Genomic DNA, 23,072 nt, shown 5'->3' on the forward strand with positions numbered 1-23,072 from the left:
GTTTTTCACACACTCTTTTTTTGGGGTTAAGATCTGAATAAGAATAATTATCCATTCTCATATTTCTTGATCAGTTTTTTTGCTTTGGTTCCCATCACCGTATAGTATATAGCGCTAAACATAAAAAACATCATTGGCATTATCTGTAGTAAGAAAAAGAATGTTTGCATAAGAATCATTCCAAATAGTTGTAGGCCAGTATATTCCCAAAGACTTGGGGTTAAATACCAAGAAGAAATATTTTCAAAAGAAGGCTGAACGATAAAAAAGTATACAATCATTAGTCCCATCAATAACATAGCTTGATTATATAACCGCTTATAGCGTTCATTACTTGATGAAGTATCTGAAAATATATCTAAGTCTTGATTTTCACTATTTAACGGTAAAAAAAATTGAAAACCACTATGTTTAGTGCCGCTGATATGCTGCCAACCACTATCTTCAAATAAGGTTAGATAAGCCATATAATCAGCCTTCTTTTTGAATAGTTGATAATCAATTCTATAATTCAGAACTTTTGAGGCTGTCTTTTCAAATGTATAGATTCCCCATGCATTATATTTTACTAATGCCCAGCCTTCGTTTGCCATTTCATTTAAGTAGTGTTCTTCATTTTTTATATCAATAAATAATTTGAACTTTTTCATTTGGTCCTCCTATAATAATTGATCAGCAAGTGCTACTAATTCTTTTAGTCGTTTGACTTCAAGTTTTAAAACATCTTTGCCAGTATTTGTTAATTGATATACCCGCCGTCGCTTATCTTCTCCAGGGACCTCACAAATCAATTTTTGTTTTAATAAATTTTCTGTTGCACCATACATTGTGCCTGCCGCAATACGTACTCGACCATTACTTATTTCTTCGACTTTTTGCATGATGGCATATCCATGTGAAGGTTCAATCAGTGATAGCATAATATAAAAAGTTGTTTCAGTTAGAGGCAAGATTTTCTTAATATCCATTTATCATACACCTTTATATCGTTATTTTTATACAGGTTAACTGTATAGTTTGATTATATATCGTTGAACTGTATAAGTCAATTCTTTATTCAGATGATTTTTGCATATAACTATTATTTATGATAAACAAAATGAAAATTACTGAAAAAAAGTTCAAGAGACCCAACTTACAAATTTATCCTTAAAATGCATTTTAAGCCTTTTTTAATCCTCAGAATATTTTTTGTCGATTAGATTCAAAATTGCTTAGAAACGAAATTAAATGGATAAATTTGTTTTTTGACGTAAAAAAGAGTATAATATTAGAGTAAAAGTGAAAACAAAAAAAGAGGGATGCATTTTGAAAAAGACGATTGTTTTAGAAACTGATTACATGACACTAGGTCAAGTCTTAAAAGAAGTCGACGTTATCAGTAGTGGCGGTGCTGCCAAATGGTACTTAGCTGAGAATAGTGTTTTCGTGGATGGGGAATTAGAGAATCGCCGCGGCAGAAAATTATATGCTGGTATGATGCTCGAGATACCTGAAGAAGGTACTTTTTTTATGGTCAAAAAAGGCGAGGCAGTCGATGAGACTGAATGAAATCGAGGTACAGCATTATCGAAATTATGATGGGCTGACCTTAGATTTTCCTAAAACATTAAATATTTTTCTGGGAGAAAACGCGCAAGGCAAAACGAATCTTTTGGAAAGTATTTATGTTCTGGCAATGACCCGCAGTCACAGAACTAGTAATGAAAAAGAACTAGTCCACTGGGATGATGATTCTGCAAGAATCAGTGGAGTTATTGAAAAAAAGACCGGCACCGTACCTTTAGAGATCATTATCTCCAATAAAGGACGCAAGACTAAGGTCAATCATATTGAACAAAAACGTTTGAGTTCATACATCGGTCAATTAAATGTCATTTTATTTGCGCCGGAAGATTTATCTTTAGTCAAAGGCTCACCACAGCTAAGGCGCAAATTTATTGATATGGAACTAGGCCAAGTCAATCCGATTTATTTATATGATTTGGTTCAATACCAATCTGTCTTAAAACAGCGGAATCAATATTTAAAACAATTAGCTGAAAAAAAACAGTCAGATCTTGTTTACTTAGATATTTTAACAGAACAATTGGCAGAATTTGGCGGAAAAGTCTTGTTTGCTCGTTTAGAATTTATTAAAAAACTAGAGCATTGGGCGAACTTACTGCATAAGAAAATCAGCCATGAAAAAGAAGAATTAGCGATCGATTATTTTTCAAGTATCCCATTAGATAAAGACGATTTTTCACTGGAAGAGATCCAAAAGCAACTGCTGCAGAGCCTTTTAGATAGCAGAAAACGTGAACTGTTTAAGGCAAATACCTTTTTAGGTCCTCATCGAGATGATCTGATTTTTAATGTAAACGGACAAAACGTCCAAACATATGGATCGCAAGGTCAACAAAGAACCACAGCTCTTAGCGTGAAGCTTGCGGAAATTGATTTAATGTATTCAGAAACAGGAGAATATCCTGTGTTGTTATTAGATGATGTCATGAGTGAGTTAGATAATGAACGACAATTGCACCTGCTAGAAACGATTGAAGGAAAGGTTCAGACTTTTTTAACAACGACAAGTTTGGATCATTTAAACAATAAATTAACTGTTGAACCAGATATATTTTACGTTCATCAGGGAGAGATAGAGAGGGAAGCATCTATATGACAGAAGAAGAAAAAAACATGAAAGAACGTGCACAAGAATATGATGCCAGTCAGATTCAGGTATTAGAAGGTCTTGAAGCAGTTCGTAAACGTCCTGGTATGTACATAGGATCGACGAGTTCGGAAGGTTTGCATCACTTAGTTTGGGAGATCGTTGATAATTCGATCGATGAGGCTTTGGCAGGCTTTGCATCAAGTATCCAAGTAGTAATTGAAGAAGATAACAGTATTACAGTTGTCGATGATGGTCGTGGAATCCCAGTTGGTATTCAAGCTAAAACAGGTCGCCCGGCTGTTGAAACGGTCTTTACAGTACTTCATGCTGGAGGAAAATTCGGCGGTGGCGGATATAAAGTTTCCGGTGGACTTCATGGAGTAGGTTCCTCTGTTGTTAATGCGTTATCAACAACATTAGATGTAAAAGTCTACAAAGAAGGAAAAATTTACTTCCAAGAGTTCCATCAAGGTGCCGTCAAAGATGATCTAAAAGTGATTGGCGATACAGACCGTCATGGTACAACGGTTCACTTTGTTCCAGATCCAGAAATTTTTACTGAAACAACAATTTTTAATTTTGATAAATTAGCAACGCGTGTTAGAGAATTAGCTTTCTTGAACAAAGGGTTAAAAATTTCTATTGAAGATAAACGTGAAGAAAAACCTGTCTTGAAAGAGTATCACTACGAAGGCGGAATCAAGAGTTACGTAGAACATTTGAATGCGAATAAAGATGTGTTATTCCCTGAACCTGTTTTCATTGAAGGAGAACAACAAGACATCATCGTTGAAGTATCTATGCAATACACAGATGGCTACCATACCAACTTACTAAGTTTCGCCAACAACATCCATACGTATGAAGGCGGAACACATGAATCAGGTTTTAAAACGTCATTGACGCGTGTCATCAATGATTACGCTCGTAAACAAAAGATCATGAAAGAAAATGACGAAAACTTAACAGGGGAAGATGTTCGTGAAGGATTAACAGCAGTTATTTCTATCAAGCATCCAGAGCCTCAATTTGAAGGACAAACGAAAACAAAACTAGGAAATTCAGAAGTTCGTACGGTTACTGACCGTCTATTTTCTGAGTATTTCAATAAATTTTTGATGGAAAACCCAACTGTTGGGAAACAAATCGTAGAAAAAGGTCTACTTGCTTCAAAAGCCCGTATGGCCGCTAAAAGAGCGCGTGAAGTGACTCGTCGTAAAGGTGCTCTTGAAATCAGTAATTTACCAGGTAAATTAGCCGATTGTTCAAGTAAAGATCCTGAAAAATGCGAAATCTTCATCGTCGAAGGAGATTCAGCCGGCGGTTCAGCAAAACAAGGACGTAGCCGTGAATTCCAAGCGATTTTACCAATTCGTGGGAAGATCCTAAACGTTGAAAAAGCCAGCATGGATAAAATTTTAGCGAACGAAGAAATTCGTTCACTATTTACAGCAATGGGAACAGGCTTTGGTGCTGATTTTGATGTATCAAAAGCTCGTTACCACAAACTTGTGATCATGACCGATGCCGATGTCGATGGCGCGCATATTCGTACACTATTATTGACATTGTTCTATCGTTTCATGCGTCCAGTCGTTGAAGCAGGGTATGTTTATATCGCTCAACCACCTTTATACGGCGTTAAACAAGGGAAAAATATCACTTATGTTCAACCAGGAAAAAATGCTGAAGAAAAATTAGCTCAGATTTTAGAATCCTTACCAGCAAGTCCAAAACCAAGCGTTCAGCGTTATAAAGGTCTTGGGGAAATGGATGACCATCAATTATGGGAAACAACGATGGATCCTGAAAGACGTTTAATGTCACGAGTTAGTGTAGATGATGCAATCGAAGCCGATCAAATTTTTGAAATGTTGATGGGAGATCGCGTTGAACCACGCCGAGCATTTATTGAAGAAAATGCCCATTACGTGAAAAATCTAGATATTTAATTAAGAAGGAGATAGATTCATGAGTGAAGAAATGAAAGAGAACATTCAAGACGTCAATCTGACCAGTGAAATGAAAGAATCCTTCATTGATTATGCGATGAGTGTTATTGTAGCTCGCGCATTGCCAGATGTTCGTGATGGGTTAAAACCCGTTCACCGCCGTATTTTATACGGGATGAATGAGTTAGGCGTAACACCTGATAAACCACATAAGAAATCGGCGCGTGTTGTAGGGGATGTAATGGGTAAGTATCACCCACATGGTGACTCATCTATTTACGAAGCAATGGTTCGTATGGCGCAACCGTTTAGTTACCGTAGCATGTTAGTTGATGGACACGGAAACTTCGGTTCTGTCGATGGAGATGGCGCTGCCGCAATGCGTTATACCGAAGCAAGAATGAGTAAGATAGCTTTGGAAATGTTGCGTGATATCAATAAAGATACAGTAGATTTCCATGGTAACTATGATGATTCTGAACAAGAACCAGATGTATTACCAGCACGTTTTCCTAACTTATTAGTCAACGGAACAACAGGGATCGCTGTCGGAATGGCAACAAATATTCCGCCGCATAACTTAGCAGAAGTGATTGAAGCAACTAGCTTGCTGATGGAAAATCCAGATGTTACAACCAATGAGTTGATGGAAGTTTTACCTGGACCTGATTTCCCAACAGGTGGGTTAGTGATGGGTAAATCTGGTATCCGTCGAGCTTACGAAACAGGCAGAGGCTCAATTACAGTTCGTGCAAAAGTAGACATTACAGAAATGCCGAACGGCAAAGAACGAATTTTAGTGTCTGAATTACCATATATGGTCAACAAAGCTCGCTTGATCGAACGAATTTCAGAATTACACCGTGAAAAACGAATCGAAGGAATCACTGATTTACGTGATGAATCTTCTCGTGAAGGAATGCGTATCGTGATTGATGTTCGTCGTGACGTTAGTGCTTCAGTTATTTTAAATAATTTATATAAAATGACCTCTTTGCAGACTTCTTTTGGATTCAATATGTTAGCGATCGAAAAAGGTGTGCCGAAAATTTTAAGCTTGAAACAAATTCTTGAAAACTACGTTGAACACCAAAAAGTCGTGATTACACGTCGTACAGAATTTGACAAGAAAAAAGCAGAAGCCCGCGCACACATTTTAGAAGGTTTGCGTATCGCTTTAGATCACATTGATGAGATCATCTCAATCATCAGAAATTCAAGAGCAGACGATGAAGCAAAAGCTTCTTTGATCGAACGTTTTGAGTTTTCTGATCGTCAAGCGCAAGCAATATTAGATATGCGCTTACGTAGTTTAACAGGTTTGCAGCGAGATAAAGTCGAAAACGAATACCAAGAACTATTGAAATTCATTGCTGATATGAATGACATTTTAGCTAGACCAGAACGTGTCGTTGAAATCATTAAAACTGAATTAGGCGATATTCGTGATAAATATGGCGACGCTCGCCGTACGGAATTATTAGTTGGTGAAGTTCTAAGTCTAGAAGACGAAGACTTGATCGAAGAAGCTGAAGTTGTTATTACACTAACAAACAATGGCTATATCAAACGTGTAGCTAATAGCGAATTTAGAGCACAGCGCCGTGGCGGACGTGGTGTTCAGGGAATGGGTGTTCATGATGATGATTTCGTGAAAAACCTAGTTTCTTGTTCAACCCATGATACGTTATTATTCTTTACGAATAATGGAAAAGTATACCGTGCCAAAGGTTATGAAATCCCTGAATACGGCAGAACGGCTAAAGGAATCCCTGTGATCAACATGCTAGGTATCGACTCTAGTGAGAAGATCCAAGCGATCATCGCTGTTGAAGGACAAGCAGAAGAAGGACATTATCTATTCTTTACGACTCGTAAAGGTACTGTTAAACGTACAGCAGTTAAGGCATTCTCTAACATTAGAAGTAATGGTTTGATTGCGATTGGTCTAAAAGAAGATGATGAGTTAGTCAATGTTGTCTTAACTAATGGTGAACAAAACATGATCATCGGAACGCATAACGGTTATTCTGTAACATTTGCAGAAACAGCCGTCCGTGATATGGGTCGTACAGCATCAGGTGTGCGTGGTATTCGTCTAAGAGAAGATGATTACGTCGTAGGAGCCTCTTTATTGGACGCTGACACGGAAGTACTAGTGTTGACGGAAAATGGTTACGGTAAGCGGACAAAAGCCTCTGAGTACCCTGTGAAGGGCCGTGGCGGTAAAGGAATCAAGACAGCCAACATTACAGCGAAAAATGGTCCGTTAGCAGGACTTACAACTGTTCGTGGCGATGAAGATATTCTGGTGATCACCAATAAAGGTGTTATCATTCGTTTCAATGTAGATTCAGTTTCTCAAACAGGTCGTGCTACATTAGGTGTTCGCTTGATGAGAATGGAAGAAGATGCAAAAGTTGTAACGATGGCAGTTGTTGAGCCGGAGCCAGATGAAATCGTTGAAGAAGTTGAAGGTGTAGAAGAAGTAGTTATTGAGACTGAAACACCAGACACAGATACGAAGACAGAAGAATAAAACAAATAACCCCCGTTTCAGTCTATTTTAGACCGAAGCGGGGGTTTAAAGTATATACAATTTTTAGGTAAAGCGTTGAACGCCAAGAAATAAGTAGGAATTTCTGAATATATAAATTGAGTTAAGCAGTGTGCTGTTTTTGACAACCGTCATTCTAAATTCAGAAGAATATTTTTTAATTAAATGTCTTTTTTTGATAATTATAAAAAATAAAATTATTAAAAAAAGAAATAAAAACATTTTTGTCTAATTATTTTTTAATATCCGTTGAATATGACCTAATGCTGTGTTAACGTAGTTGTTGTTGCCTTTCATAAAGAAAATTGAAAATAATAAAACAGAGGAGGATCAAGGTTTTTTTTGAAAATGAGAATTAGATTAGTTTTTTAATCGTTTAGAACATAGCAGAAGCTGAATACATAACAAATAGATTGACTATTTTTAGAATTATCAGGAAGTATAATATAAGTTCTTATTAAGTAAGTAAAAATTATTACTAACAGTTTCGTTTGAAATGGGAATTAAAACATGAAAAAAATATTATTTAAAGCAAGTACACTACTATTTTTGGTCAGCTTAGTATATCCAACATACGCTAGCGCATCAGAACTTCCGGAAGACACTTTCAAGGACTTTGACATAAGTTTGCAAGAGCCAAGTCATCTTGGAAAAATCACTACAGATGAGTTAAATAGTTCTTCAGAGATAGTAGAGGACAACTTAGGCGTGAGTGAGACTCTTAATGTATTTGTAGATGCAAAAGACGCTTGCGTTGTAGGAAAAGGAACAGTAATCGATGAGGTATTTATTAAGGAAAAAGTGATCGATCAAATAATAATATCTGGTACTGAGATAGCAAAAGATCAGATAGATATTACTATTTCAAGTCAGCTATTCTCTACAGCTGACGAACAGCATATTACTTATTCTTTGTCTGGAAAATTTACGCGTAGTTTATTGATCAGTGAGGATTTTTCTGTTCAAAGAGATCTGAAAGTAACATTTGAAGATGCTAAACTAACAGCAAAACCAAATCCAGTAACAACGATTTTAGGTACTAAGGACAATGAATATGATTTGTATACTTTTATCAAAGATGTGAAGTTAGGTGAACAAAATCTAATAGAAGATGACTATTCAGTTTTGCTCAAAGATACTGTACCTACTGATACAACTGGTCAAAAAAAAGTGAACGTTCAGGTAATATTAAACGCAGACAAGTCAAAAATGACAGAAGTACAAGTTCCTGTAAACGTTCGTTGGGGTAATAGTATCGCCATTAGTGGTGAATGGACAGGAACTGATGCCCGAAGAATTGTGTCCGTATTGACTCTTCAAAAAGGTCCAAGTTTATCTCTGGAGCCTGGTCAAGGAGCCAGTAGTTTGGATTTTGGTTCGTTGCCGACATTTGATAGCCCAATTTTTTCAACAGTATCATTTTATCATGCCGATGATTTAGGCATCTTAAATTTAAATTTATCCCCTAATCGTCAATTTTCTTTAAAATCCAAAGATACGCCTATACAGATTAAAGAAGCGTGGAATATTGAAATTGGTGAACGGGCGGATATTGCGATAGGTGATATTATTCAGGTCTGGCATGGACGAAAAACTGGAGAAAAGTACGAAAGAGCTTGGCTATATTTTGTTGGAAATGAGAATTTTTTAGATGAGACTAGCGGTCTAAACGATGTTTATTATGAAGTGACCGAAGAAGGATTAAAATTGATACATTTGAATACTTTGTCAACCACTGAAATTAGTGTGCCAATCTATACAAGCGAAAGTTATTTAGATGAACATATTGATGAAATGATTGACTCAAAGGGCCTTTCGACTATCTCGAAAAAATTTATATCCTATCCTGATACCACCAGTTTTGGGAAAAAAGAAGCTGTAATCAGAGTAGAACAAACAATTAGTTCAGGGAAAAAAGTTCAGTATGATTATTCAGTTCCTGTAATTGTAGAAGAAGGAGAGCTGAATTTATCTGTTCCACAAGTACTTACCTTTGATGATTTTACTCTTTGTTCACAAAAGCAGCTTGTTGGCAGGAATAATGAAAAAAATGATCTTTTAGGGTTAACGATAGAAGATAGTCGAGGAGCAGGCGTACAAGGCAATTATGCTTTAAGCTTGGCTATGGATGATGACAGTTTACTAAGTCGATACGTCGTGTATAAAGACGCAAATGATGATCAGGAACAGTTTTTAAATCATTCAGCGATTCCTATTTTTAATTCTACTCTGGAAGATAATCCTAATGCACCTTCTGAAACAGCACCATTACGCACTTGGGACTCAAAAAAAGGATTATTTTTAAGTATACCAGCCGATGAACCATTGAAAGCTCAAACATATACAGGAACGCTTAAATGGACGTTAACTGCTGGACCTTAAATGACACAATAAAATGAAATGATCAATTTAACAAAATTCAATTTATTAGAAAGCTGCAATAAAATTATAGAAAAATTTTACTATCATAAGTGAAATAAAAAGGAGAATATTATATGAAACGAGTAATAATTAGTGGGTTAGTAACAGGAATGTTGTTAGGAGCAGTTCAGGTAGCAATGCCAGCACAGGCAGATGTATTAGAAGGTGAAACAGTTGCTAAAACAACTGTAGAAGGCGGTGAATTGTTGATTTCTGCTACGGATGAAATCAATTTTGGTACCCTTAAATTAGATAATACAGCATCGAAAACAATAAAAAAACCTGGTGAAATCACTGTTACTGACTATAGAGGGAATTACGTAGGTTGGGATGTAACAATAGCGAAAGCAACTGTTGCAACTTGGGATGATGCGATGACGATTGATATTTCTAGTGTTACTAATGCAGTAAATACAGCATCACAACCCTTTGCTTCACAAGCAAAAGCAGAAAGTTATGCATTAGTACAAGATAAATCTTTTGAAGCAACATTAAATGTTCCAAATAGTGTCAAAGCAGCAACTTACAACACAACACTAACATGGACATTAACAAGCGGTCCAGAAGGTAATTAAATAGCTAAAAGAGGCTAAGGCAAATGTCTTAGCCTCTAAATCTGAAAAACAAATTATACGTAAAGATAAAGCGAAAAAAGAGCGTTGATGACATGTGTTTTTGGTAAAAGGGTTGTTTTGAAGCGAACCTCTTTTACTGCTCTTTTTTCTTATTATTTGAATAAATAGCAAAGGAATTTACAAATATGAAAAAAATATCAATTATATTGTTTCTAGGTGTGTCTTCAATTGTATTGAGTCTAAGTCCAATTCTTGTTCATGCAGAAAAAAGTATCGATTTTACAGTCAAACCTCAGATGACGCGTAGTCAAATTGGTGATAATAATAGTTATTTTAACCTCCGTACCTCCTCAGAAAAAAAAGAAGAACTCCCGATAAAAATTACGAATCATGCAAATAAAACGTCAGAGTACATAGTCAGTGTCAATTCAGCAACAACGAATATGAATGGAATCATCGATTACAGTCAGCCAAATGTAAAACAGATCGAAACAAAACATCAATTTTCGGATTTAGTCGAAAAACGAGAACAGACGATTTCTATTGCAAGTGGAGAAGAAAAAATTGTTTACATAGCATTAACGACACCAAAAAGCTCTTTTGACGGTGTGATTCTAGGCGGTATCATGGTCGCTAAAAAGCAAGATGATCAAGAAAATTCAAAAAAAATGATCAAAAATGAGTTTCAATATGCCATTGCTGTTCAACTTTCGGAAAACGATAAAGAAATCACGCCGAAATTGGAAGGTGATGCTGTTCAATTAACACAAATCAATAAAAGAAATGCCATACAAATGATTGTGAAAAACCCTCAACCCAAAGTAATGAAACAAGTTGAAGGAACATTTACCATTACAAAAAAAGGCCAAAATACTGCAATTGTTCAAGAAAAACGAAGTAGCATGAGTTTTGCTCCAAATAGTGAATTTCCTTTATTTACTATGTTGAATGATAAATTTAAACCAGGTGAATATACGTATACACTAAAACTAGTGAATGCTGACGGAGCGTGGACGTTTAGTAAAGATTTTTCAATTGATCAAAAAAAAGCCAGCCAGTTGAATAAAAAATCTGTAGATAAAGCGCCGGAACGTTCTGCATGGATGTATATTATCGTGACTATGGGAATTGTAATTTTAATCCTCGTAGTAGCATTGGGGTATACCTTATGGAAATTTCAAAAAACCAAAAAAGAACAATTAAAATAAAGAAGAAAAGCTTCCACTAAAAGTGACCGAGACAAAACACTTCGAGTTTTATTAACGTCACCCAAAATATAAATAAACGGTGTGAAAAAGTCAGATTCTTCGGCAATTTCCTAAAAACCGCACAATGCATAAAACGCATTGTGCGGTTTTTAGTCTAATTGCTCGAACCTAAACGACTTTTGTCACAGCCTTTTTGATTGAACAGTTAAACAGCAGAAGAGGATAATTTGAATGTGCGACTGAAAAAAGTCATATAGCTAGAATTTAACAGAAAAATATAAATTCAAAAAAAATAAAAATATCGTTTTATTTGTTTTGAGAAAAAGTATGTTTATAATAAAGAGTAATAAGATGTGAGAGGTAAAAATTATGATACAAGAAAAATTATTACTGTCTAAAACTTTTTCAAAACAATTAAATATTGGAACAGCTTTATCAAGTTTTATCGAAAATATCCTCGAAATCTTTGGGGAAAAGACAACTGTTTTTGAACGGAGACCGATAACCTTTTCAGAATATCTTTATGTTGAGATGATCACATTTTCAAATGGTTTTCAGATCAGAACAAGCTTAAAAAGAAATCCTGAAACGTTTGAAATAGATGCTTTTGCATACTCTGAACCCAATCATGTGTATTTATCAAATCTAACTTCAGAAGAATTAAATTTAATGTATTTACTTGTCAAAAAAGAAAGAGAAAAAATTATGAATCAAAAATATTCAGAAGTGAACCAAAAAGAACTGGAGGTAATGTCATCGTTACTGATGAATTTAAAAGTTATCACAGGTGAAATAATCTAGCTAAACGCTGAAAGATTAGGTCAATCAGACGATTTTTAGATGTTAAAAACGCACGAACAAAAAAAGCTCGTGCGTTTCTTTATTTTTCTATGTTTCGACTTATCAAAGTACAACGTCCAACAGCTGTTAGTTCGCCAGCTTCATTAAAAATTTTTCCTTCCCAAACTTGGATCGCTTGTCCCACACGATTTGATGTCGCAATCGTAGTGATTACGCCATTAGGCACGCTTTTTAAGTGATTGATTTGAAGGTCGATACCAACTGCATAAGAATGCTCATCTAACTGTTCATTAGCACCTAAACTACAGGCTGTTTCAATTAAAATCCCATTCATTCCTCCATGTAAAATCCCGTAAGGTTGCTTATGGAAATCTTCTATTTTCATTGTTAAAACAACTTTTTCTTTAGATAGTTCAGTAGTTTCGATGTTTAAATAGTCTAATAAGTGCACGAAAATCAATCCTTTCTTTTTTATAAAAATCATAGTCGGACTACATCGGAAAGCGGTTCTTAGTAATGATAGTAACCAAGTTATTGGTTGAGAACAAGAAATTTCGAGAATTTTTATGATTTTACTAAAATTAATTTAAAAATAACTATTTTATGCATGAAGCTAAAGCTAGTTTTATGATTATATAGTATAATTTCTATTTATATTATAAAGAAAGCTGAGGGATTTTAAATGGGCTGTTTAGGAAATATTATTTGGTTTATTTTCGGCGGATTTTTTGGAGGTTTGACTTGGCTTTTAGCTGGTGTTTTGTGGTGTATTACCATTATTGGAATTCCTATTGGGTTACAATGTTTTAAGCTTGCGGGCTTAAGTTTTTGGCCATTTGGTAAAAGAGTTGTGTATAGTAGCAGTACGACTTCGTTTTTAGTAAATATCCTTTGGCTGATTTTCAGTGGTTTTTGGTTAGCGGTAGGTCATTGTATTAGCGGAATTATTTTATGTGTGACGATTATTGGGATTCCGTTTGGGATGCAGTCATTTAAATTAGCTAAGTTGGCATTGATGCCGTTTGGTGCACAGGTAGTGCCTTCGAACAGTGTTTATATGGAGTAAGGATAAAAAATAGGAGTAGTTGAGCTGAATCATGGCATAGCTACCCCTATTTTTTATTATATATTTCTTTGAACTAGTTCTCCGACTTGTTTTGCTACGGTTGTTGTATCACTGCTGATTTCTTCTAAAACAAAAGATTCAAGGATGCCCATCACGGCGATCCCTAAAAATTTTAAAAGAATTGCCTGATCGATATTTTTGTTGCAATTAGATAGGGGAATGATTTTTTTCTCTAATTCTCCAATTGTAAAATCAAGTAATTTTTCTCGAAAAGACAGTGTACTTTTACTTTTAAAAAGAGCTTGAAAAAAAGCTTTGTGTTCATTGAAATAGTTGAACCAGATAATTGTTCCTTCGATTAATTTTTTCTCTTTTTTTTGATCACAAATAACCCTTAGTTTGGATAAATGCTCATCTACGATTTGGTCTAATAGATCATACTTATCTAAGTAGTGCAGGTAAAAGGTTTTTCTAGCAATATTTGCTTGTTCAGCAAGATCTTTTACGGTTATTTCATCGAATCCATTTTGAATCAATAAGGTTAGAAACGATATCTGTATGGCTTGTTTTGATTTTAAAATTCTTCGATCGACTTTGCTCATATATATTCTCCAATTCTACACATTGTATGTAGAGGTGTGTAGTAATTTACGTTTTTCTTTTTTTGGTTATTGAAAATCGTTTCACCCTATTTTATTATACGTGAGTGTAATAATTCTCTCAAGAGAAAAAATGAAGGTGGTTATCATGATGAAGGTTGAAAAACAAAATGTAAAATTTGATGCAAGAGGATTAAAGCTGGCCGGGATTTTAAATACTCCGAAAGGGTTAGACAAAGATAAAAAGTATCCTGCGATTGTTTGTGTTCATCCAGGCAGTAGTTGTAAAAATCAAACAGCAGGGATTTATGCTGAAAAGATAGCAGAACTTGGATTTGTAACGATTGTCTTTGATGCTTCTTATCAAGGTGAAAGTGAAGGAGAGCCGCGTTATATCGAAGAACCAGCTGCAAGAGTAGATGATATTCGTTTTGCTGTAGATTATTTGAATACGATTGATTATGTAGATGACAACCGTATTGGTATATTAGGTGTTTGTGCTGGGGGCGGCTATGCGGTTAATGCAGCAATGACAGAACGTCGGATTAAAGCGGTCGGAACTGTTGTAGGAGCCAATATTGGTCGGGTAAATCGTGAAAGTAACGGCGATGCAGTGGGTGTAATCAAAGCCTTAGAAGCAATTGGACAACAACGTACAGTAGAAGCACAAGGCGGAGAACCTTTTATTGCGAATTGGATTCCTAATAGTCAGGAGGAAAGAGAAGCTGCTGGAATAACAGATATTGATATTGTTGAAGCAGTAGATTACTATACAACGCCTCGTGGACAACATTCTTGTTCTCCGAATAAAGTGAGATATATTAGTTTCGGTTCAGTGATTGGGTTTGATGCGTTTCATATGGTAGAAAAATTATTGACACAGCCGTTGCAAATTATTGTTGGTAGTGTAGAAGGGGCGTTTGGTTCGAAGCGAGATGGACATGAATTGTTTGAGCGTGCAGCTTCTGAGAAGAAGGATTTATATGTGATTGAGGGTGCTAGTCATTATGATTTGTATGATCAGGTTGAGCCAGTTGGTTTGGCTGTGAAGAGATTGGGTACTTTTTATCAAGATAATCTTTGATTGATGAAAATGTTAGTCTCTTTTTAATTGACTAATAAACCAAATTAAAGATAGTTAGAATTGTGGTACAAATACTGTAATGAAGCATATCAAGCATAAAAATATAACCCCCCACGTGGCCAATTCGTGGGGGGGCTTTTTTGCTAAATGTTACTTGGGTTAAATAAAGCTATAACTACAACTGTATCAAACCATAAAATACCCTCTTCCAGTCGCAAAACTGTAAGAAAAGGCGATACAATAAATAACTGAATTTCCACGTCATTTTTCGTAACTCCCTAGTACTATTTCATCAGGCTTTAAACCGTCTATCATTCTAAAATTTGTATATTTGTGTATAATAGAAGCATTGAAAACTAATTTAATTAACAAGTTAGCTTCACGGGCTAGCCTTTCGAGAAAAAAATAAAGTTTGAATAAGGTAAAAAGAGCCTCATTCAATTTTTCCTATTTTCATGTCAGAGCTAAATGGCTTGTTCCGCTTTTAAACTATCTAGCTGTACAAATCAATCCTTAGGAAAATAGATAAATTGTCAGTGAAACTAAAAGCGTTTCAATGTCAATTTCCTAATTTTCTACAGGATTACCCGATTTTTTCCGCTTTTAGTACTATCTAGCTGCACAAATCAATCCTTAGGAAAATAGATAAATTGTCAGTGAAACTAAAAGCGTTTCAATGTCAATTTCCTAATTTTCTACAGGATTACTCGATTTGTTCCGCTTTTAAAATTATAAGGAGGTTTCCTCATGAGAAACTGGACAACGATCAAAGAATACGAAGAAATTTTATTTGAACAAGAAGGCAAAGTAGCGAAAATCACCATTAATCGCCCGCAAGTACACAATGCCTTTACACCAAAAACAGTTATGGAAATGATTGATGCTTTCAATATCAGCCGTGATAAACAAGATGTCGGCGTAATTATTTTAACTGGTGCAGGGGATAAAGCGTTTTGTTCCGGCGGAGACCAAAAAGTTCGTGGACATGGCGGATACGTAGGGGAAGATAGTGTTCCTCGTTTAAATGTATTAGATTTACAACGCTTGATTCGTGTGATTCCAAAACCTATTATCGCAATGGTTAAAGGCTATTCGATCGGCGGCGGAAATGTACTTCAACTTGTTTGTGATTTGACAATTGCAGCGGATAACGCTAAATTCGGTCAAACTGGACCAAATGTTGGAAGTTTCGATGGTGGTTACGGATCAGGTTATTTAGCACGTGTGGTCGGTCATAAAAAAGCCAAAGAAGTTTGGTTCCTATGCAAACAATATTCAGCGGAAGAAGCGTTGGATATGGGGTGGATCAATACGGTCGTACCTTTAGCTGAAGTTGAAGATGTTACGATGGAATGGGCAGAAGAAATGTTGAAGAAAAGCCCGCTTGCTTTACGTATGATCAAAGCCTCTCTAAATGCTGACACAGATGGTTTAGCTGGAATTCAGCAACTAGCAGGAGATGCAACATTACTTTATTACACAATGGATGAAGCCAAAGAAGGACGCGATTCGTTCAAAGAAAAACGTGATCCTGATTTCGACCAATTCCCTAAATTTCCATAAAATAAAAGGGTGAAAAAACATGAGTAGTTGGCTGCAAAAACAAGTGAATGAAAGACCAAATCATCCTGCTTTTTATTGGCAGGATGAAGCATGGTCATTTGCTGAAGTTGCTCAAGAGGTCAAACAATGGGTAGCAGAATTTTCTTCAAAGATTCCTAAGGCGGAAAAACGAATTGGCGTATTTAGCCGTAATTCAAAAGAAATGTATTTTTCGATCTTAGCTTTATGGGAGCTAAACAAAGAGCTCGTTTTATTAAATACACATTTAAGTTTGCAAGAGCTCCACTACCAATTGACTGATGCTTCGGTCAATCTGGTAGTGGTTTCTACTGAAAGTTTGCCGTTTATCGCTGAATTGAAACCAGTAACCATCGTTGAAATGAGACGTTCAAGTAGCGTTGAAACAAGTTTGATTGAAAGTGAATCTATCTATCAATTAGAAGACGCAGCTTCGATCATGTATACATCAGGCACGACAGGTAATCCTAAAGGAGTGGTGCAGTGCTTTAGGAATCATCGTGCCAGCGCATTAGCTACACAAGAAAATATGGCTATTACAGCGGATGATTGCTGGCTTTGTTCAGTCCCATTATTTCATATTAGTGGGTTGTCGATCATCATTCGCCAATTAGTGTTGGGGTGCAGTTTCCGTTTATATAATAAATTTGATGCAAAAACGGTGACAAACGATCTAGTCGAAGGTCGGGGAACCGTGATTTCTGTTGTGGCAGTTATGCTACAAGAATTACTAGAGAATTATCCCAAGACGGGTTACAGCTCAAATTTCAAAGCAATGTTGCTTGGTGGTGGACCAATTTCTCCAAAAGCACTGGAAAAATGTGAAAGCTTCGGTATACCTGTAATCCAATCATACGGAATGACCGAAACATGTTCTCAAGTCGTGGCACTAAGCTTTGAAGATGCAGCGAATAAAATTGGTTCTGCTGGTAAACCATTGATGGGAATGGCGATCAAAATCATTGATGATAAAGATAAACAGTTACAGCCAAACGAAGTCGGAGAGATTTTACTAAAAGGGGAGAATGTCGTTCGCCGGTATTTGAATGGTGAGCAATGGCAAACGGTAAAATGGACTGCAGACGGCTGGTTTAAAACAGGAGATATGGGGTACCTAGATGAAGATGGGTATCTGTATTTAGTCAGCCGTTTAAGTGAGTTGATCATTTCAGGTGGTGAAAATATTTACCCTACAGAAATCGAGCATGTCCTACAAGAATTTTCTGGCGTGAAAGAAGTTGCTGTAGTTGGTGAAGTCAATGAAAAATGGGGGGCTGTTCCTGTAGCCTATATTGTTGGAGAACCGACGATTACAGTAGAAAAAATAAATACATTTGCTACAAACTATTTAGCAAAATATAAACTGCCTAAACGAATTTACTTATGCCATTCACTACCCAAAACAGCTAGTGGAAAATTAGCAAAACACCGCTTAACAACAAGAGAAAGGGAGGCTTTTTTATGCAAATGAGCATTCCTAAAGAATTAGAACAAGCATATGAAAAGGGGTATCGCCAATTTAGTTGGGTCAAAGAAATAAATGAAAATCCAGATTCTTTGCGTACTTCCTTTGAGAAGGGGAAAATTGCCTTTAAAGGTGAGCGTTTTTATTGGCAAACCCCTGAAAATAACTTTACATTGGTTGGTTTCGGCAAAGAAACCAAGTTGACATACGATCAGGCTTCATTTGAACAAGTAGACGCATTTATTTTAGAAGAAAAAATTTATCAAAATCAATTCATCACAGGAACAGGCGCTATTTTATTTGGTGGATTTGCATTTGACGGCAAACATGCTGAGCAAAATGACTGGGGAAGTATGGAACAAGGGCTGTTTTATTTACCAACCTTTTTACTTACAGAAACTGAAGGCAAACTATATTTTACGATTAATTTCAGTGCAGAAAGCAAAGAAACATTGCAGCAGAAATGGCGAGATCTAACATTACAATTTGCAGAAGTAATGGAGACTCAAATAATAGAAGAAAAAGATACTGCACAAATAAAAGCAGAAGAAATTGCTGTTTCTGAATGGATGAGACTTGTTGATGAAACTGTAGCAAAACTACGAGAAGCAGGACCTTTAGAGAAAGTCGTTTTGGCTAGACGAATGGAAGTGGAAAGTGACCGTTCATTTCAAGCAGATGCTATTTTAAAAAATCTCCAACAACAACAAACCAATACATACTTTTTTGTTTTGGAATCGGAGGAACATGTTTTTATCGGTGCTACCCCAGAGCGTTTATTAAAGGCATCTGCAAAGACTTTTTCAACGGCGAGCATTGCTGGATCTGTTTCACGTGGAACAACTGAAATCGAAGATGAAGCATTAGGAAATTATTTGCTAAATGATATGAAAAATAAGCAGGAGCATAAAATCGTTGTAGATAGAATCATCAAGGAATTAGAAAAGATGACAGGGACTTCGATTCAGGCTCAAACACCACAACTATTAAAAAATCGCGATATTCAGCATTTATACTTGCCAATCGAAGGCCAACGGCAAAAAGAGTATCGTTTCTTGAAAGGAATAAAAGAACTGCATCCAACGCCTGCATTGGGCGGAGAACCAAAAGAGTTAGCTTTAAAATGGCTCAAAGAACATGAAAAATTAGATCGAGGATTGTACGGTGCGCCAATTGGCTGGATCGCTATCAATGAAGATGTTGGCGAATTTGCAGTTGGGATTCGATCAGCTATATTTTCTGGGAAGGTCGGCTACTTATATGCTGGATGTGGTATTGTGAAAGATTCTCAAGCAGAGCAAGAAAGAATTGAGACAAAAATTAAGTTTCAACCGATGTTAAGAGGAATAGGCGGGGATGAGCATGACAAATCAAAGTGAAATGACAGACTATTTACAAACCTTTGTTGAAGGGATGATCAGCAGTGGAGTAGTCCAAGCTGTAATTAGTCCAGGCTCGCGTTCTACGCCGCTAGCATTATTATTACATCGGCAAGAAAAAATCGAGACATTTATTGAAGTTGATGAGCGTTCTGCAGCTTTTTTTGCCCTTGGATTAAGTAAAGCTAGTCAAAAACCAGTCGCATTATTATGTACATCAGGAACAGCCGCAGCAAATTACTATCCAGCGATTTGTGAAGCCAACGCAAGTCACATTCCATTGATTATTTTGACAACGGACCGACCACATGAATTAAGGCAAGTTGGTGCACCACAAGCAATGGATCAATTCCATTTGTTTCAAAGTCATGTAAAAGAATTTATAGAAATGGCGATCCCAGAAGGAACTAAGGCGATGCTGGACTATGCTTACTGGCAAGGAATGCGCGCGACTGATACCGCTTGTCAAACACCCAAAGGCCCCGTTCATTTTAATTTTCCGTTGCGAGAACCTTTATTACCTGATTTAAATCGACCATTGATTGCAGAAAGAACAACTGAAATATTCGCAGGTAAAAAGCAATTGCCAGAAGAACAATTAATCAAATGTGTTGATGCATGGCAAGGTAAAAAAGGTGTTTTAGTGGTAGGTGGCAGTCACACAATAGAAGAAGCGGAAATATTTGTTGCATTAGCAGAAACATTAAATTGGCCGATTATTAGTGATCCACTAGCAAATATCACTTCGTGTGGTAAAAATAGTCCATTGATCATGAGTTATGCTGATTTGTTTATTCAAGAAGTTGAAATGCATCAACGCCCAGAAATCATCGTTCGCTTTGGGATGTTGCCTATTTCAAAAAATACGATGTTTTGGCTCCAGTCTTTTAGTGAGACCGAAACAATCATTTACTTTGTCGATGAAACTGGAGAATGGCAAGATCAATTAAAACAAACTCAAGTTGCTATCCAAGCAGAAGAACAAATTTTTGCTCAGGTAATTACTGATAAGATTACAGCAAAAACATCGAATTCATGGAGCAATCAATGGATCGAGTGGCAAGAAACAACGGAACAACAATTGAAAGAACTTGAAGAAATGAATACATTAAATGAAACATCTGCAAGTGTTCTTGTGCATAAAAAGATGGCGCCTAATGGTCAATTGTTTGTTTCAAATAGCAATGCGATTCGCTTTATAGATCGATTTTCCGCACACGAAGATAGTCACTATCAGTTATTTGGTAATCGTGGTATCAACGGAATTGATGGTATTGTTTCAACTGCGTTAGGAATGTGCGCAACAAAACCTGACGCTCAGAATGTGTTATTGATTGGTGATTTAGCTATGTATCATGATATGAATGGTTTGTTGCTAGCTAAACGATATAACTTACCATTGACGATTGTTTTATTGAACAATAATGGTGGTGGTATTTTTTCTTTTCTTTCACAACGCCAATTAGAAGCTGAAGATTTTGAACCGATATTTGGCACGCCGATCGATTTGGATTTTTCGTTAGTTGCTCAATTATACGATGCAGAATATGTAAAAGCAGAGAGTTTAGAGCAGTTAGCGCTATTATTGGAAGCAACACAGAAGTACCCTAAATTTCAATTAATTGAAGTTGTTGGTGATCGTCAGGAAAATGTATTGCTGTATGAAAAAGTCATTGCAGGATTGAAAGAAAAGTTAGGATTAAGGAAAAATAAATGAAATCAAACATAAATGGCGTGAATTATTATTATGAGTGGCTTTCAGCCTATGAAGCAGATCGACATACATTGGTTTGCTTTCATGGGTTTACGGGTACTAGTCAAACATTTGCTCCAGTTTTCCAACAGGAAAGTGATATCAATATTTTAGCGATTGATTTGATCGGTCACGGTCAAACAGATTGTTACGTGCATCCTTATCGTTATCAGATGGAATGTTTATGTCAAGATATTGCGTTATTGACAGAACAATTGGGGTTAGCTGAGTTTGCATTATTAGGCTATTCAATGGGGGCTAGAGCAGCTTTGGGATTCGCTTGTCTATTTCCTCGTAAAGTTACCCAACTGATCTTAGAGAGCGGTTCTCCTGGCTTACAAAACATGTCAGAACGAGTTGCAAGGCAACGAGCAGATGAGCATTTAGCTGAGTTTATTATGAGACACCCAATTGAAGACTTTGTTGCTAGATGGGAAAGCCTGTCACTTTTTGATAGTCAAAAACAATTACCTCCCCAAGTGCAAGAAACCATTCGGCAAGAACGCTTATCACAGCGACCTTTTGGGCTTGTATGTAGTCTCTGGTTTATGGGAACCGGAGTCCAGCCTAGTTTTTGGCAAAAATTGACAGATATAAAAGTTCCTACTTTATTGATTGTAGGAGAAATAGATCTTAAATTTCAACAAATCGCCAAAAGAATGAAAGAAACACAACCAACTCTAACTATCGAAGTCGTAAGCGATGCAGGTCATTGCGTTCATTTAGAAAAACCACGTACATTTGAAGAAACCGTTCATGCATTTTTGTCTAGTACGATGAGGTAGTCTCTTGAAAAAAGCTAAGGTTAACCAGACACACAAAATGTCTAGAAGGAGGAGATATTGTTGAACATTCATCGCATTGATCGTTATCGTGTTCGACTGCCGCTAAGGATTCCTTTTGAAACAAGTTACGGTCGTTTAACAGAGAAAGCATTTGATATTTTGTTAGTGACTGATGAGTTAGGAAACCAAGGCATAGGAGAACTAGTTCCTTTTGAACAGCCAGATTACATAGAAGAAACAATCGATACCGCACGAATTATTATCGACAAACATTTGATTCCTTTACTGAAAGAGGCAGAAATTCATCATCCTAAAGAAGTATCTATTCTTTTTGCTGAAGTGAAAGGAAATCAGATGGCGAAATCTAGCCTTGAAACAGCAATCTGGGATCTATATGCTAAACGGAATGGAAAAAGCTTAAAAACGTATTTTAAAGATACTAGAGTACAAATTCCAGTTGGGGTAAGTGTTGGTATTCAGACTGACCTAACTAAATTACTGGATCAGATTACCCAATACGTAGCGCAAGGATATCAAAGGGTGAAATTAAAAATTCGTCCAGGCTATGATTTAAAACCAATTGAAGCGATTCGGAAAAAATTTCCCGATTTACCTTTAATGGTGGATGCTAATTCTGCCTATACCATTAAAGATATTTCTTGGTTGAAACAGTTAGATGCCTATGATTTAGTGATGATTGAACAACCATTTGCCGCGAATGATTTTTTAGACCATGCACAGTTGCAAAAAGAAATGAAAACGAGTATTTGTTTGGATGAAAATATTCGAACACTTAAAGATTGTGAGTTAGCATTTTCTTTGGGTAGCTGTCGAAGTATCAATTTAAAAATTCCTAGAGTAGGCGGGATCACAGAAGCTATGAAAATCGTCGATTTCTGTAAAGAAAATGAACGACTTGTGTGGCTAGGCGGAATGTTTGAATCTGGTGTGGGAAGGGCTTTAAATCTACAGTTTGCATCTCAAAAAATTTTCACCTTTCCAGGAGATATTTCAGCCTCTGATCGTTATTATTACGAGGATATTCTTACAGAACCTTTTGAAATACAAAATGGTGAAATTTTTGTGCCGGATGAATTGGGGATTGGGGTTTCGTTATCGCAAAAAAACTTAATGAAGTACGGAGTTTTTGAAACAATATTTATTAAATAAAAAATAAAACAGAGGGG

20 protein-coding genes are annotated in these 23,072 nt (G+C 36.3%); 16 read left to right on the forward strand and 4 right to left on the reverse strand.

The features are described from left to right. Positions 1–47 precede the first annotated feature (47 nt). Both JZO69_RS14675 and JZO69_RS14680 read right to left on the reverse strand, forming a co-directional pair. The gene (locus tag JZO69_RS14675) at positions 48–650 is read right to left on the reverse strand and encodes a DUF2812 domain-containing protein (RefSeq protein WP_207113582.1); all 603 of its coding nucleotides are present in this window, start codon (positions 648–650) and stop codon (positions 48–50) included. Positions 651–659: 9 nt separating this feature from the next. Further along, on the reverse strand, positions 660–968 hold the full coding sequence (locus tag JZO69_RS14680) for a PadR family transcriptional regulator (RefSeq protein ID WP_010770271.1): 309 nt from the start codon (positions 966–968) through the stop codon (positions 660–662). A gap of 340 nt (positions 969–1,308) precedes the next feature. Here JZO69_RS14680 and yaaA point away from each other — a divergent pair, with 340 nt between their 5' ends. From yaaA to JZO69_RS14720, 8 genes are all read left to right on the forward strand, one after another. After that, a complete protein-coding gene (gene yaaA, locus JZO69_RS14685) occupies positions 1,309–1,551 on the forward strand; it encodes a S4 domain-containing protein YaaA (RefSeq protein ID WP_010770272.1) in 243 nt (80 codons plus the stop codon). Beyond that, a complete protein-coding gene (gene recF, locus JZO69_RS14690) occupies positions 1,538–2,665 on the forward strand; it encodes a DNA replication/repair protein RecF (protein WP_207113583.1) in 1,128 nt (375 codons plus the stop codon). Before yaaA ends, recF begins: the two co-directional genes overlap by 14 nt. Next, entirely contained in the window at positions 2,662–4,611 is a 1,950-nt protein-coding gene (gene gyrB / locus JZO69_RS14695; RefSeq protein WP_207113584.1) for a DNA topoisomerase (ATP-hydrolyzing) subunit B, read from the forward strand. The genes recF and gyrB overlap by 4 nt, the downstream gene beginning before the upstream one ends. A gap of 19 nt (positions 4,612–4,630) precedes the next feature. Then, the gene (gene gyrA / locus JZO69_RS14700) at positions 4,631–7,150 is read left to right on the forward strand and encodes a DNA gyrase subunit A (RefSeq protein ID WP_207113585.1); all 2,520 of its coding nucleotides are present in this window, start codon (positions 4,631–4,633) and stop codon (positions 7,148–7,150) included. A 528-nt stretch (positions 7,151–7,678) separates the two neighbouring features. Then, entirely contained in the window at positions 7,679–9,550 is a 1,872-nt protein-coding gene (locus JZO69_RS14705; RefSeq protein WP_207113586.1) for a hypothetical protein, read from the forward strand. Between the two features lie 113 nt (positions 9,551–9,663). Next, entirely contained in the window at positions 9,664–10,164 is a 501-nt protein-coding gene (locus JZO69_RS14710) for a WxL domain-containing protein (RefSeq protein ID WP_207113587.1), read from the forward strand. A gap of 185 nt (positions 10,165–10,349) precedes the next feature. Continuing rightward, on the forward strand, positions 10,350–11,372 hold the full coding sequence (locus tag JZO69_RS14715; RefSeq protein WP_207113588.1) for a WxLIP family cell surface protein: 1,023 nt from the start codon (positions 10,350–10,352) through the stop codon (positions 11,370–11,372). 369 nt (positions 11,373–11,741) lie between these two features. Further along, the gene (locus JZO69_RS14720; RefSeq protein WP_207113589.1) at positions 11,742–12,173 is read left to right on the forward strand and encodes a hypothetical protein; all 432 of its coding nucleotides are present in this window, start codon (positions 11,742–11,744) and stop codon (positions 12,171–12,173) included. Between the two features lie 79 nt (positions 12,174–12,252). Here JZO69_RS14720 and JZO69_RS14725 read toward each other — a convergent pair whose 3' ends face one another. Continuing rightward, positions 12,253–12,624: a PaaI family thioesterase gene (locus JZO69_RS14725; RefSeq protein WP_347401598.1), complete on the reverse strand. Its 372-nt coding sequence runs from the start codon at positions 12,622–12,624 to the stop codon at positions 12,253–12,255. A gap of 231 nt (positions 12,625–12,855) precedes the next feature. Between JZO69_RS14725 and JZO69_RS14730 the strand changes: the two genes are divergently transcribed. Continuing rightward, positions 12,856–13,239 carry a YccF domain-containing protein gene (locus JZO69_RS14730; RefSeq protein WP_207113591.1) on the forward strand — a complete coding sequence of 128 codons (384 nt, stop codon included), beginning with the start codon at positions 12,856–12,858 and terminating at the stop codon, positions 13,237–13,239. Positions 13,240–13,295: 56 nt separating this feature from the next. On the opposite strand, the gene JZO69_RS14735 is transcribed toward JZO69_RS14730, so the two are convergent. Continuing rightward, a complete protein-coding gene (locus JZO69_RS14735; protein ID WP_207113592.1) occupies positions 13,296–13,841 on the reverse strand; it encodes a TetR/AcrR family transcriptional regulator in 546 nt (181 codons plus the stop codon). Between the two features lie 148 nt (positions 13,842–13,989). Between JZO69_RS14735 and JZO69_RS14740 the strand changes: the two genes are divergently transcribed. The 7 genes from JZO69_RS14740 to menC all read left to right on the forward strand — a co-directional run bounded on the left by JZO69_RS14740 (position 13,990) and on the right by menC (position 23,055). Continuing rightward, a complete protein-coding gene (locus JZO69_RS14740; RefSeq protein ID WP_207113593.1) occupies positions 13,990–14,922 on the forward strand; it encodes an alpha/beta hydrolase in 933 nt (310 codons plus the stop codon). A gap of 747 nt (positions 14,923–15,669) precedes the next feature. After that, positions 15,670–16,485 carry a 1,4-dihydroxy-2-naphthoyl-CoA synthase gene (gene menB / locus JZO69_RS14745; RefSeq protein ID WP_207113594.1) on the forward strand — a complete coding sequence of 272 codons (816 nt, stop codon included), beginning with the start codon at positions 15,670–15,672 and terminating at the stop codon, positions 16,483–16,485. 19 nt (positions 16,486–16,504) lie between these two features. Continuing rightward, positions 16,505–17,974: an o-succinylbenzoate--CoA ligase gene (locus JZO69_RS14750; protein ID WP_207113595.1), complete on the forward strand. Its 1,470-nt coding sequence runs from the start codon at positions 16,505–16,507 to the stop codon at positions 17,972–17,974. Then, positions 17,971–19,347 carry an isochorismate synthase gene (locus tag JZO69_RS14755; protein WP_207113625.1) on the forward strand — a complete coding sequence of 459 codons (1,377 nt, stop codon included), beginning with the start codon at positions 17,971–17,973 and terminating at the stop codon, positions 19,345–19,347. Before JZO69_RS14750 ends, JZO69_RS14755 begins: the two co-directional genes overlap by 4 nt. Continuing rightward, positions 19,331–21,064, forward strand: a complete 1,734-nt coding sequence (gene menD / locus JZO69_RS14760; RefSeq protein ID WP_207113596.1) for a 2-succinyl-5-enolpyruvyl-6-hydroxy-3-cyclohexene-1-carboxylic-acid synthase — start codon at positions 19,331–19,333, stop codon at positions 21,062–21,064. Before JZO69_RS14755 ends, menD begins: the two co-directional genes overlap by 17 nt. Next, entirely contained in the window at positions 21,061–21,885 is an 825-nt protein-coding gene (gene menH, locus JZO69_RS14765) for a 2-succinyl-6-hydroxy-2,4-cyclohexadiene-1-carboxylate synthase (protein ID WP_207113597.1), read from the forward strand. Before menD ends, menH begins: the two co-directional genes overlap by 4 nt. Before the next feature lie 60 nt (positions 21,886–21,945). Then, the gene (menC, locus tag JZO69_RS14770) at positions 21,946–23,055 is read left to right on the forward strand and encodes an o-succinylbenzoate synthase (protein WP_207113598.1); all 1,110 of its coding nucleotides are present in this window, start codon (positions 21,946–21,948) and stop codon (positions 23,053–23,055) included. Positions 23,056–23,072: the final 17 nt, after the last annotated feature.

It is taken from the genome of Candidatus Enterococcus ikei (genome assembly GCF_017316105.1).
In the GTDB taxonomy this organism is placed as follows: domain Bacteria; phylum Bacillota; class Bacilli; order Lactobacillales; family Enterococcaceae; genus Enterococcus_L; species Enterococcus_L ikei.

What these genes read in the sequence shown, in the direction of transcription:
- JZO69_RS14675 (WP_207113582.1), bottom strand. Translation starts at nt 650, where the DNA reads ATGAAAAAGTTCAAATTATTTATTGATATAAAAAATGAAGAACACTAC.
- JZO69_RS14680 (WP_010770271.1), bottom strand. Translation starts at nt 968, where the DNA reads ATGGATATTAAGAAAATCTTGCCTCTAACTGAAACAACTTTTTATATT.
- recF (WP_207113583.1), top strand. Translation starts at nt 1,538, where the DNA reads ATGAGACTGAATGAAATCGAGGTACAGCATTATCGAAATTATGATGGG.
- gyrB (WP_207113584.1), top strand. Translation starts at nt 2,662, where the DNA reads ATGACAGAAGAAGAAAAAAACATGAAAGAACGTGCACAAGAATATGAT.
- gyrA (WP_207113585.1), top strand. Translation starts at nt 4,631, where the DNA reads ATGAGTGAAGAAATGAAAGAGAACATTCAAGACGTCAATCTGACCAGT.
- JZO69_RS14705 (WP_207113586.1), top strand. Translation starts at nt 7,679, where the DNA reads ATGAAAAAAATATTATTTAAAGCAAGTACACTACTATTTTTGGTCAGC.
- JZO69_RS14710 (WP_207113587.1), top strand. Translation starts at nt 9,664, where the DNA reads ATGAAACGAGTAATAATTAGTGGGTTAGTAACAGGAATGTTGTTAGGA.
- JZO69_RS14715 (WP_207113588.1), top strand. Translation starts at nt 10,350, where the DNA reads ATGAAAAAAATATCAATTATATTGTTTCTAGGTGTGTCTTCAATTGTA.
- JZO69_RS14720 (WP_207113589.1), top strand. Translation starts at nt 11,742, where the DNA reads ATGATACAAGAAAAATTATTACTGTCTAAAACTTTTTCAAAACAATTA.
- JZO69_RS14730 (WP_207113591.1), top strand. Translation starts at nt 12,856, where the DNA reads ATGGGCTGTTTAGGAAATATTATTTGGTTTATTTTCGGCGGATTTTTT.
- JZO69_RS14735 (WP_207113592.1), bottom strand. Translation starts at nt 13,841, where the DNA reads ATGAGCAAAGTCGATCGAAGAATTTTAAAATCAAAACAAGCCATACAG.
- JZO69_RS14740 (WP_207113593.1), top strand. Translation starts at nt 13,990, where the DNA reads ATGAAGGTTGAAAAACAAAATGTAAAATTTGATGCAAGAGGATTAAAG.
- menB (WP_207113594.1), top strand. Translation starts at nt 15,670, where the DNA reads ATGAGAAACTGGACAACGATCAAAGAATACGAAGAAATTTTATTTGAA.
- JZO69_RS14750 (WP_207113595.1), top strand. Translation starts at nt 16,505, where the DNA reads ATGAGTAGTTGGCTGCAAAAACAAGTGAATGAAAGACCAAATCATCCT.
- JZO69_RS14755 (WP_207113625.1), top strand. Translation starts at nt 17,971, where the DNA reads ATGAGCATTCCTAAAGAATTAGAACAAGCATATGAAAAGGGGTATCGC.
- menD (WP_207113596.1), top strand. Translation starts at nt 19,331, where the DNA reads ATGACAAATCAAAGTGAAATGACAGACTATTTACAAACCTTTGTTGAA.
- menH (WP_207113597.1), top strand. Translation starts at nt 21,061, where the DNA reads ATGAAATCAAACATAAATGGCGTGAATTATTATTATGAGTGGCTTTCA.